Origin of the sequence: Variovorax cryoconiti (assembly GCF_051216395.1) — a bacterium.
GTDB lineage: Bacteria > Pseudomonadota > Gammaproteobacteria > Burkholderiales > Burkholderiaceae_C > Variovorax.
The window spans coordinates 1-11,104 of the sequence record NZ_JBPJZI010000018.1; the positions used below are offsets into that span (position 1 = coordinate 1).

15 protein-coding genes are annotated in these 11,104 nt (G+C 58.9%); 13 read left to right on the forward strand and 2 right to left on the reverse strand.

Features of this window, described 5'->3' with window-relative positions; translation table 11 throughout:
* Window positions 1-141: 141 nt before the first annotated feature.
* Window positions 142-807, reverse strand: coding sequence for a tRNA-uridine aminocarboxypropyltransferase (locus ACSFA2_RS25215; protein ID WP_435458077.1), 666 nt, complete (start codon window positions 805-807; stop codon window positions 142-144).
* Between the two features lie 187 nt (window positions 808-994).
* On the reverse strand, window positions 995-1,477 hold the full coding sequence (locus tag ACSFA2_RS25220) for a GreA/GreB family elongation factor (protein WP_435458078.1): 483 nt from the start codon (window positions 1,475-1,477) through the stop codon (window positions 995-997).
* A gap of 201 nt (window positions 1,478-1,678) precedes the next feature.
* Between ACSFA2_RS25220 and ACSFA2_RS25225 the strand changes: the two genes are divergently transcribed.
* From ACSFA2_RS25225 to ACSFA2_RS25285, 13 genes are all read left to right on the forward strand, one after another.
* Window positions 1,679-1,915, forward strand: coding sequence for a hypothetical protein (locus ACSFA2_RS25225; protein ID WP_435458091.1), 237 nt, complete (start codon window positions 1,679-1,681; stop codon window positions 1,913-1,915).
* Between the two features lie 129 nt (window positions 1,916-2,044).
* Window positions 2,045-2,737, forward strand: coding sequence for an alpha/beta hydrolase (locus ACSFA2_RS25230; protein ID WP_435458079.1), 693 nt, complete (start codon window positions 2,045-2,047; stop codon window positions 2,735-2,737).
* 416 nt (window positions 2,738-3,153) lie between these two features.
* Window positions 3,154-3,672 (forward strand): GNAT family N-acetyltransferase, encoded by a 519-nt coding sequence (locus tag ACSFA2_RS25235; RefSeq protein ID WP_435458080.1) that lies wholly within the window; start codon window positions 3,154-3,156, stop codon window positions 3,670-3,672.
* Window positions 3,673-3,730: 58 nt separating this feature from the next.
* Window positions 3,731-4,276, forward strand: a complete 546-nt coding sequence (locus ACSFA2_RS25240) for a GNAT family N-acetyltransferase (protein WP_435458081.1) — start codon at window positions 3,731-3,733, stop codon at window positions 4,274-4,276.
* A 90-nt stretch (window positions 4,277-4,366) separates the two neighbouring features.
* Complete coding sequence (locus ACSFA2_RS25245) at window positions 4,367-4,927, forward strand: hypothetical protein (protein WP_435458082.1); 561 nt, start codon at window positions 4,367-4,369, stop codon at window positions 4,925-4,927.
* A gap of 63 nt (window positions 4,928-4,990) precedes the next feature.
* On the forward strand, window positions 4,991-5,470 hold the full coding sequence (locus ACSFA2_RS25250; RefSeq protein WP_435458083.1) for a hypothetical protein: 480 nt from the start codon (window positions 4,991-4,993) through the stop codon (window positions 5,468-5,470).
* Window positions 5,471-5,650: 180 nt separating this feature from the next.
* Window positions 5,651-6,070, forward strand: a complete 420-nt coding sequence (locus ACSFA2_RS25255) for a hypothetical protein (RefSeq protein WP_435458084.1) — start codon at window positions 5,651-5,653, stop codon at window positions 6,068-6,070.
* Between the two features lie 1,027 nt (window positions 6,071-7,097).
* Window positions 7,098-7,478, forward strand: a complete 381-nt coding sequence (locus tag ACSFA2_RS25260; RefSeq protein ID WP_435458085.1) for a hypothetical protein — start codon at window positions 7,098-7,100, stop codon at window positions 7,476-7,478.
* A 502-nt stretch (window positions 7,479-7,980) separates the two neighbouring features.
* Complete coding sequence (locus ACSFA2_RS25265; RefSeq protein ID WP_435458086.1) at window positions 7,981-8,601, forward strand: tyrosine-type recombinase/integrase; 621 nt, start codon at window positions 7,981-7,983, stop codon at window positions 8,599-8,601.
* Between the two features lie 74 nt (window positions 8,602-8,675).
* A complete protein-coding gene (locus ACSFA2_RS25270; protein ID WP_435458087.1) occupies window positions 8,676-9,113 on the forward strand; it encodes a hypothetical protein in 438 nt (145 codons plus the stop codon).
* Between the two features lie 146 nt (window positions 9,114-9,259).
* Entirely contained in the window at window positions 9,260-9,502 is a 243-nt protein-coding gene (locus ACSFA2_RS25275; RefSeq protein WP_435458088.1) for a DUF7661 family protein, read from the forward strand.
* A gap of 186 nt (window positions 9,503-9,688) precedes the next feature.
* A complete protein-coding gene (locus ACSFA2_RS25280; RefSeq protein WP_435458089.1) occupies window positions 9,689-10,549 on the forward strand; it encodes a hypothetical protein in 861 nt (286 codons plus the stop codon).
* A 70-nt stretch (window positions 10,550-10,619) separates the two neighbouring features.
* Window positions 10,620-11,009 carry a hypothetical protein gene (locus ACSFA2_RS25285; protein ID WP_435458090.1) on the forward strand — a complete coding sequence of 130 codons (390 nt, stop codon included), beginning with the start codon at window positions 10,620-10,622 and terminating at the stop codon, window positions 11,007-11,009.
* Window positions 11,010-11,104: the final 95 nt, after the last annotated feature.

Below are 11,104 nucleotides of genomic sequence, written 5' to 3' on the forward strand. Positions count from 1 at the left end.
TCCAACTCAACGCGATAGCGCGACAATTGAACGAGAGGCCGCGCAAGACGCTCGGCTTCCACACACCCGCTGAGATGTTCAGCGAATGTGTTGCGCTGACCAGTTGAATCCGCCGCCAAAACCAGCCATTTGGCTGTTCACTTAAATGAACCCGGTAACCCTTGGTCGAGCGAATGACTTGTCAGTTTGCGCATTCCGCTGCCCGCCAGCCTGCTCCAAGTACTCTACAAACGCGTCGAAGGCATCCAACAAGGGCTGGAACCGCGCCGCATCGCCTTCCAGTTGGCCCAAGGCGTAGCAGGTCGCCTCCAGCGTGGACAGTTGGTCAGGCCCATGGGCTTTGCGGATACGGTAGTGCGAAGGCGGCAGATTGCGCAGGGCCAAGCGGGGCAACTGTTGCAGTGGCGGGCTTTGGTAGAGCATCTTTCGGCTTTTTCGCCAGGTGCCGTCCAGCACGACCAGACGCAGGTGAGACTGGGCTTGCGGCCACTCGGGCGGTAGCGGGGGTGGGACCCGCGGGTCTGGGGCGGTATCTTGCTGACTGTCCGGGTACAGCAGCAGCGTGTGCTTGCCGTCCACAGGCCAGACCGGCGCGGCAAATGCCTCACCCACCACCAAGCGGCAGTGCGCCAAGCTGAGCTGCAGCAGGCGAGCACTGCCTTTGGCCTGGTGTAGCTCCAGTGGGTGTTGCAGCACTAGTACCTCCACCGCGTGGGCGGTGGGCGCGACCCAGCGGCAAATGCAGGCGCTGAGCGGCCGCAGGCACGCGGCGCACTGGGGGCGTGCGACTAAAGCGGTGGTGGACATGGCTGGTTTTTACTTAGCGCGCCTGGCTAGACAGTGCGCGGACAGGGATGTCTCTCAGCTTTGGCGCGACGACCGGCAGCTTTGGACAAAGTCGGAAGACGCTTCGGGGCCCTTGCCAGCCAACCGGTACGCTCACGACGCCTGCACGTCTGCTGACCTCGGCCAATCGGCATGAACTGCTTGCGGCTCAATGAACCCGTAGAACCTCGAAATGCTGTCGGATAGGAGCGACCTGTATCGATAGCTCATCACCTTCGCATTTACCCAGCATGGCCCTGCCCAAAGGTGCTTCGCTGCTGATGACCTGAATGAGCTGAGCGCCGCTGAGCAACTTCATGCTGCCCCCGTCCGGGCCGAGAAAGAGCTGTTGCTGCTTGTCATGGGAATCGACGAGGCAGACCAGCGCGCCGAGCTGTATACCTTTGCTGGCGTCGTAGGGACGCGGACGGAATTGGCGCCAGCTTGCCATTGCTTGGCAGATAGCCTCGGCGCGCCGAGCTTGGCCGGTGGCCAGGTAGGCGGCTTCGAGCCCCAATGTGTCGTACTTGTTTTCGGCGATGTTTTCTTCGTGGGTCGCCGTTTCATGGGCCGCCCGCACCGCTTTTTCGACTTGAAGCAGGTCTTCAGCGAGCCGTTCCAGCACCTGCTGTTGCAGCAAGAATTTATCCATGACGAAAGGTAGGCATCTCGAACAAGTAGGGGACAGTGCCGATTATGTAGGGCTCCACCAGCCTTCGACGCCTCTGCGGGCTGCAGGTCAACCTCAGCTATGGGCCTGATGCCGCCTGGTCACCTGTGGCAGGATGCGGCCAAGATCGGACATCCGATGCCGTGAGCCATCGCATCAAGTAATAGCTTGGAAATACTCAAAATGATGGATTGGGTCCCTATAGTCTTCGTCACGTTCAAGGTTCTCGTGTTCGGCACGGGTATGTTCTTCGCCATCAAGTGGCACTATGAGCGAGCGAAGAAGGGGAAGGAGGAGCAGAGCGCGGTGCTACGCGCGGGCGGGAAGGTCGCCGCAGTCTTCGTGCTATCGCTCCTGGGCCTCTCGCTCCTTACCTTTGGCCTTAGCAGGATGCTGGGTTTGGACTTGACCTTCCCATGATGGCAAAGAATGGTCGGCCAATGTCCGAATGCGGCCCAGACCGGACGTTCACAAGAGCCTTAGAGCGCACCGATAGATAGATCCGATAAATCCCAACCGAAGCGACCTGCCCCCAAGGAGCCACGTCCAATGCTGACGCAGACACTGCAAGACGGCCGTGACTCATTTGAGGTCTCAGTCCGGAAAGCTGCCATAGGTTCGCCTGTCGTTCTTTTTTCAGTGGGATCGGGCGGCCAGCCGGAACGGCTCTCTACTCTCATGGACGCCTTGGCCGAATCTGGCTGCACAGTTGTTGCGCCACATTTTGAGCGACTGGCTTCGACTAGCCCAACAGAGGAGGAACTGACCGTTCGGGCAAGACGCCTCACCCTTGCAATGGATGCGTTTCTTGAGCCCTCCGCAAGATCGATAGGCGTGGGGCATTCGATCGGTGCTGCCATCCTCGTCGCAATGGCCGGAGCCCAGTTGTGGTTAGGGCCAGGCCGTTGCGTCAGCATCGCACCGGACCGTCGCTTGGCTCGTCTGGCCCTTTTGGCGCCGCCAACCGGTTTTTTTCAAGCTCCGAACGCACTTGATGCAGTGCGTGTGTCGGTTTTGGCGTGGGTGGGATCGGCCGACAGCATCACCCCGCCAGCCCAAACAGAATGGCTCGCATGCGCCATGCACGACTGGAATGTTGTGGATGTCCGCGTCACCGAAGGCGCTGGCCATTTCTCGTTCATGGACGTTCCACCGCCGCAAACCACTGAGTCACATCCGAACAAGCAGGCGTTTCTGCGAGATTATTCGAATGAAATCTGCAAGTTCGCGAGGGCCGCGTAGAACCAGCAGGAGGGAGTGTGTGTGTGGCCTATGCGCTCCATCGATCACAGATCCGCATCGGTGCCTTGGCTGAGTCGAGAAATGCGCCGGCGGCCCCGAGGGTCCGGCCGTCGCACCGGCTACATCCGCAAGCTCGCCGCCGGGGCAGAATCCGGTCAACAACGGACCTTCATGCTTGCTTTCCAACTTGCCAGGAACTGACCGACGGACACGCCCCACAACCGCCATTCGGAGCTGCGCCAGCGAAACCTTTCGTGGGCGCCCGTAGAGTTCACCGCCTTGCTGAGACCTAAGATGTTCACTGCCAAAACGCAAACGGCGTTCACGAGCCCCCTGACACCGCGTCGAGCTCGCAGCCGTCATTGGCTCCACGCCCCAGCCTCGAATCGAGGTTACCAAGCTGCTATGGGATGCTGATGCAAGACGACGTTACTTCTGTCCGAGCCCTCGAGCCAGCCGATGCTGGTCAATTCAAAGCGTTGCGGCTTCGTGCCATCGACAGCTCACCCACATCTTTCTGGCCGACGCGCAGCGAAGAAGAGGCGCGGACCCCCAAGGAGGTCGAAGGGCGTATTTGTGCGACGACGCTGCAGGCTGTCTTTGGCGTATTCGCCGGTGCTGCTTTAATTGGAATTGCCGGGATTCGTCGAGACGCACTCGTGCAAGTGCGGCACAAGGCAACTGTCTGGGGTGTTTATGTCGAACCGGCTCACCGTGGGCGAGGCATCGCGCGAACCTTGGTGACCACCGCGATTGCCCATGCCTCGGAAAATTGGAACATCGCACAGGTGCAGCTTTGCGTGAACACAGAGAATGCGGCCGCCAGGCAGCTATACGCTGCCATCGGCTTCTCGACGTTTGGCGTTGAGCCGAGGGCGATGCAGGTCGGAGGCAAGTTCTACGATGAGGAGCACATGGTGCTGAACCTCCGTTAGCGGCCATCAGCAGACTTTGCAGGCCGTCACTGAAACGCGCCTGGAAGCAGGCGTGGAAATGTCTAAAACAAAAGTTGGCGCTGTGATTTCTGTCCGACCAGCAGAACAGAACGAATGGCGAATCTACCGGGATGTGCGGCTTCGGGCTCTGCTCGATGCTCCAAATGCCTTTGGAAGCACCTACGAAGCCGAGGCCAGTAGAACGGACGAGATGTGGGCTGCCCGGATCGCAGTCGCTATTGCCTCCGGTCAGGATCGCGTGTTTTTTGCGCGCAGTGGTGAGAACGTTTGCGGTCTTACGTGGTGCAAATTGTCTAACGACCAGCGGATGGTCGTGAATGTATTCCAGATGTGGGTCGATCCAGCCTCGCGCGGAATGGGGGCGGCACGTGCACTCGTTAGAGCGGCAATCGATTGGGCTGAATGCGTCGGCGCGTGTCGCGTTTGTTTGGATGTCGCTGCGGCAGAAGCGCCCGCCATGCGCTTGTACGTGGCATGCGGCTTTCGCCCCGCAGGGGAAATGGAGCCGCTGCGTGAGAACTCTGCTCTCATGGTGCAGCCGATGAGCCTGACCGTTGGATCTGCCCATACGACGCTAAGGTAGGTCGGCGTCAGCTTGGCCCTGTGCCAGCCGCAATCGGCCAAAAGCGGGCATAACCGCAGCGCTTGAGCCTCAAACAATGATTCGTTGACTATGGCGCCTGACTTCGCAGCTAGTTACCTCAGCTCCCCTTTCGGCTTGGGGCTTCTTCTGGCAATTCTTGTGATTCCGACGGTCTTCGCTCGCGCCATCGCCTGGCAGTCGTTCCAGCGCTTGGGCCTACGCCAGGTCGCGCAGGGCTACTGCGCAATCATCTCTACTGATTTCGTCATCTTGGCGCTACTCGTTCTCAAGGGTGGAGGCGGCATGCAGGGAGCCGGGTATATGTTCATCCTGTCTCTCATCTTTGTGCTGCCGTTTGCATCCCTTGTAGTCATGCCCGTGTCCGTGCTTCTTGTTCGCGTGAGTGCAGCGACAGTTGCGCTGATGGCCGCGGCCGGGGTCGCATCAGCGCTCGCTCTTTCTACTTTGATAGCCGCGTATCCGTCGAACGAATGGGGTCGCACACACCGCCTCGAGGCGTTTTTTGACACTGCGTTCTCCGTTGGTGTCGCTGCGACTCTCTTTTTCTGCGCCTTCGCTTTTGGTGCTCGAATGCCACTCTGGCGGCGCTCCCCGCACCTCCCTGCGGCTGCGGCATCGAAGGCCGCCTAGCTGGCGGGCAGAATGCGGCCAATAGCGGAAATCCGTCAAGCAGCCGTGCTGCATAAGAAAATGATGACCAGAATCCCTAATGCCGCTTTGCTCCTCCTTTGCGGGACTTTCCTGCAGCAGGCAGCGGCACAAGACTTTCGCACTTCGTTCGAGACACAGCCGGCTTTGTCGCTTGCACTGCTTTCCCGGATGAACTTCTGCACTGAAATGGGGCGTATCGCGGGCGCCTCCGACGAAAAGAGAAAATCGGGCATGAGCTTAGAGGAGCTTCTGCCGGGTCTCGACAAGGCAATTGGGAATCTGGAGGCTCCGGACCTGACCAAGAAGTTGGTGAGACTGGTGGCGGTGGACATGTTCACCCACCCTAGGCCGCCGGGAATGGCTGTGGAAGACGAAGTGACATTGACGTGCAACGCGCAACTCACCGAGCAGGTCACTATGAAGTCTGCTGCACCTATGCCAGAGCCGGAGCGGGAGGCACTGGGGGTGGTCATGAGCAAGGACTACATTCCTTTGGGCCTGCCAAATGCAAGCCATAAATAGGGACTCTCGCTAGTTGAATAAACCAGCTGTAATCGGCTAAAGGCGGAAGTTCGTCACGCCGGCTCAGTTTGCGTACCCGCTCAAGGGCGACAGCGGCGCAGGCCGGCGACAGTCGGCCAGAAGCGGACTTCCGAGACCACTGCCTACTTCTACCTTGAACAACCAAAGCGTGACTGAACGATGAGCTATTACACCCGTTTTGAGCTGCAATGGAACGACGCGGACTACGCACTCGGCACCCTTACGCCAGACATGGTTGCCAACGCGGCCGCGCCGTTCGTGAACCAACGTGACTGGAGCCTCGATGTGCTAACCGACCTTCGCGCTTCAGCGACAGGTCAAGGGTTGGCGCGGCCGGGGTTCAACGGCGTAGACGGCGCGTCGTTGGTCGAGATGGTCCAAGCGGTTTCCCTGGCGTTTCCCGCTGTCACTTTTGTTGGACGCGGCATCGGTGAGGACATATTGGACACTTGGATACGCATCGTCCAAGGAGGCGAAGTGCTGAAGAAATTCGGCCCATTCGAAGCGTCCACCGCAGACGCACTGAACACGGAGCCAAGCGAGGCGCTCAATCAAAGGAAGCCTTGGTGGAAGTTCTGAGAACGGCCAAGACCGGACCTTCCCGCGTCCCGCCCAACCAATCAGAAAACGCAACCTGGAGAGACCGATGGGAGTTCCCAACATGAGCAAGGAGCGGTATGACTCGCTGCCGAAGGGGCAACGCTTGGCCTACTGGGCGGTCGTCGTTCTTGCTTGCGGCCTCATCGGCTACTTCCTCTTGGTGTACTAGCCATCGGACAACAATCGGCCAAGTGCGGACCTTCGGACGAGCGCCAGAATGCCCCACGACGTACCCAGAAAGCTCTGATGCCATCTCGCTCACTCGCAATCGTTGCCGCTATCCTGTTTGCAGCTTCGCTCGCGCTTCCGGCGTTTGTATGTCCGGTGGGCGTGGTGGGGTACCAGGGGTACCACGTTCTCGCAACCGGCTGGGCGGGCCTCTTAGGGCTTGACCCCCGCTGGTTCGCCAACATCGGGTTTCTCGTGCTCATGGCTCGATGCTTCGTCGCTCCAAGAAAGCTTCGTTGGGTCGCCGGCGCCACGGCATTTCTCGCCATCCTTTCGATTGCGCCAGCAGGAGCTTGCCCCGCGCCCGGTGGCGCACCGGCAATGTCAGCGGGCTTGGCCATTGGTGGCTGGATTTGGGTCACCGCAATGGTTTGCGCAAGCGCGGCGAATCTGATGTCAATTCGGGACGACCAAGCGTCAGCAGCATAGGACAGAATGCGGCCAGGAGCGGACATTGGAGAGCGAGCGATGAAATTCTGGACACCTCGAATCATGGAGGCATTTGGGTGGACGCTGGCCCTCACAGGTGCGTCCATGGCACTTTTCGACCTGTTGCCGGTGGAGCTCGGCTGTTGGTGGGCAGGGATACCCGAGCAGCGTTGCATGATGAGGGTCGTACCTCGGAGCGCTTTGGTCGAGCTCCTCGATGTCATCGCCCTACCGCTTGGCTACCTTCTCGTGCTTGCAGGCCGGTTTTGGAGAACTCGGCTGAGACGTCTCTAGTCGGCCAAGACCGGACATTTGCCCTAATCGCCCATTCCCAACCTTCGTCCTCGCAATGAGCCCCCGAGAACTAGAGCTGTTGGTACTGGAGCAGATGGCAAGCTATGTCGCCGGATACACGCGACCGGCCGTGCATGACGGTTTTGGCGGTAACCCTTGGAGTAAGGAGCGGGTAGCCTCAGAAGTGGAAAAAATGCGCGCGTTCTTGGTTGCGCCCAGGCCTGCCAAATACTCCATGGACATGGGGAAAGGGCTGAGCGCGCCTAGCGCGGGCCTCGAGGCACGGCCGTGCTGGGTTGTCGCGGAGGATGCCTCTTATCTACTCATCTTCGACGAGGGGCTGAACGAGTTTGCTCTTGTTGCGGACCAATTGAACGACGGCCTCATGTGCTGGGGAATCCAGGGCAATGCGCCAGAATGCTTCATAAGCCGGTAACGCCGAATCCGGCCAGAGGCAGTCTAGGCGCACCCCACACCCGCAATGAGAATCAGAAGGTACCGGTTTCGCACGGCCAAGACGCACGCTAGTCAGTACAAGGGCAAGCTATTGCGGATGTCTAAGGAGTCGCTCCGAGGCGTGCTTCGTGGCAATGCCTTTCGTGAACGAGGCTTGGTCCCCGGCGCCGTGAAGGCACGGGTTCGACGACGCCGTTGGGTGCTCGTTGCTACATACCGTTTGCGCTTCGGCGATGAAGACTTTCTTGCTTCATTTCTGGGCCGGCGACTTCCTCCACTTCCTCCGCACAACTGGTTGAGCCGTGGCTACGCTTTCTGGCGAGGTCGCCTCACCAACTCTCCGCACTGTTGACGTTCTGCGGACTTGCTCACGCGTGATGATGCAGTGTCCGCACCGGAACGACGTGAGCGTCCCTTGTGGGCCCTTACAGGTAACCGTCCACAGGCGCACGATGAAGCTCCCATCAACATAGGAGCTCATCATGGAAGCAATTTCGACCTGCTGTCGCGAGCCTTGGAACAAGGGAAAGCTCGTAGGACAGAAGACCCCGTTCAGACTGAAGGAAATCTGGGCCATCAGGGTCCGTCTCCAACTCCAAGGTCGTATTCGCGACCTCGCGCTATTCAACCTCGGTATAGACAGCAAGCTCAGGGCCTGTGACCTTGTCCAGCTTCGGGTACGCGACGTGTCCAACAGCGAGCGGGTAGCCGCCCGCGCCAAGGTGATGCAGCAAAAGACCGGACAGCCAGTCCAGTTCGAGATGACGGGCCCGACGCGCCAAGCCGTTGAGGCTTGGATTGCTACGGCACATTTGAAGGCCGGGGACTTCCTCTTCCCGAGTCGTGTCCACGAGTCGCCCCATATCGGAACGAGGCAGTACGCCCGCATCGTAGACAGCTGGGTCGAGGAAATCGGCCTCGACAGCTCGACGTATGGCACGCACTCGATGCGCAGGACGAAAGCCTCGTTGATTTATCGGCGCACGAAGAACCTGCGCGCTGTGCAGCTCCTGCTTGGCCACAGCAAGCTCGAGAGCACGGTACGTTATTTGGGCATCGAGGTCGAAGATGCGCTGGAGCTTGCGGAGCAGACCGACGCCTGATGCGGCAAGCCGCCCGGTCTTGTTTGAGCGGGCGGCTCTCCGGCAGAATGCGGCCAAGGGCAGACATCCACCATATGAAAGCGATTGAGGTACTGGACAGGCTGAGGAGCGCTACCCCGCTACCGCAGGTGTTGCTGGCGGCAGGCAAGTCTCGGGGGCCGGAGGCATATAGCTTCTACGTTTCCGGCGAAAAGAGCGGCTTCTCCAGCATCGCCGAGTTTGTAGCGGCCGCGTTGTCATCCATGGTGGAGGAACTCTCTCACGAGATGGTCGACCTTGAGGGCCTGGAAGTCCTTGAGCTGAAGCACGAAGCATGGCAGATTGCCCACGACTACGTCATAAGACCTGGAAGCATGTTGTGCTTCCCCATAGTTGAGAGGCTTGGGCTCGAGCCGCCGCAGAACCTTCAAAAGCGGTTCTTCCTTCAGCCCAAACTAATCGAAACTGAGGAATGCGTAGTTTGCGAAGCTGAAGACCAATTCGTGTTGCTGTACTGGCAAACAGCGGGCTGACAGGGCGGCCCATGGCAGGATGTGGCCAGGAGCGGACATCAACCGCTACGACCGCTCGAAAGGAACGGACTATGCGTTACCGCTTCAACGTTTTCGGACGAATCATTGCCGTCGAGCGGGTCGGTGACGCCTGGGCTACGTAGCTGATGGGAAACGAGGGGAAGCGCCGGCCAGCAGGCTTCGCGATTCCATCCGACGTGACCCATGCTGAGCTACCGCAGTATCTCCACGACATCTTCCATGAGTCTGCGACTCCACGAACGGAGATGTCTTCGAGATTTGCCCCGGCCAGGATGACTAGCGCATCGTCGTCGGCTCGTGCCTTGGCCGGCTACAGTCGGCCAGAAGCGGACATCGGAGGCATTGATCAGCGCACCCACCGCTTGTAACGGCTGCTGCTTTGCACACGATTTTAATAGGGCTGGAACGTGGACACCTTGACGAAAAGTTCAACCGTTTCATCGGTCTTCATGCGACACGTCTGTTGGTATTGGGGCGCACAACCCGTGATAGGTAGCGTTACAGTGAGCCCCATAACACGTTAGACGCCGAAATAGCCCAAACGGAGCGCTCCAATGCCGGTCGATCAGCCCGTGCCGTCCTCAGCCGAAGTTTCAGCCCTTGCAAAGGAGATCGCGTCGCTCCGACTGGAGCAGGAAAAGCGCGACCTTGAGCGACAGCGGCGCGAATTGGAGGAGTCCAAGAAGAAGCCTCCTGCCAAACCGTGGTGGGCAAGTGCACTTGAGATCCTTGCGTTGCCGGCCGCCGTCATAGCCATCGTTGTGCAGTTTACGAATGCTAGTAGCACGGTGCAGACAACTGCAAAGACAGAGGCGGAAACCGCCAAAATCAAGGTAGAAGAAATCAAGACCCGCGTCGAGCTCCAGAAGATGCTAGATGACCTTGCAGAGACCAAGAAGAAGGGGGTGACAGCCTATCGCGAGGAAATAGAACGCACACTTCCTCAACTTCAGCAGACCATCGAGCGCCTGCGCGTCGTCGAGTCTCAGTCGAAGGCTGCCGCGCTTGAGAGAAGTATCGCGAAGTACATTCTTCTTTGGGTTCTATTTCACTTCGTTAGTCTGATATTCGACATCGTCAGTCAAGTGTGGTCAGCACTCTGGAGTAGCGTCTCCGCGCTGGTTTCAACCGTTAGGTTCAAGAACCAAGACGGTCGCGAAGACTACGATCGGCAGCGGCGGCTGTCTAACGTCACGCGTTGGGCCCAACTGGTGCTGTATCCGGTACCAAGCGTTCTTCGCTGGTCGCTTCAGTTGTCGATCTTCATTGCGTTGGTGATTCCGCTCTTTAACGAAGTCGCCCTTGCGATTGGCTCGCGAACATCGTTTGACGTGGTTGTCGCTCAGGCGAGACAGTTGGAGGTAGGCGCCGCCCTCTCCACAATGAAACAGCTCTTGTTTGGTGTGTCGCCGTGAGCCGGCGTCTAACCATTCCTTCAAGTGGACTGGCCTTCGGCCAGCCGCTTAAGTCAAACGTTAGGCGGCCATGCCATTCGACCTCCAATCTGCTCAAGTTGCCGTCGGCGTCGTAATCAGCATTCTCACCATCCTCGGCACGATATTCGGTTGGTTTGGGAAAGCTTGGCGTTGGGGCGCGTCACTTTTCAAACCCAAACCACTGGTGGGGGTCATCGAGGTTCCGTCCAAGACAATGGTTCTAATCCCTGTCGCGCGCCAGAATGCGTTGTGGTGGCACATGGGAGCGATGGGAGATCAACCCGCGATGCAAATTGTCGGCGACCTAAACGTGACAAACATTTCCAAGTACGGCGTATTTGTCATGGGAGCCAAACTCAAAAAGCCCGAGGCCATTGGTCATGCTCTTGTTCGCGCCCATGACTCCAACATGTACGGTGAATCGCCCCGGGTTTTCTAGACACCTCTGAGCCTCAAACCTGAGGCCCAATAGGAGGTGCCATGAGCAAGCAGAGATACCCCGAAGAATTCAAGATCGAAGCGGTCAAGCAGATC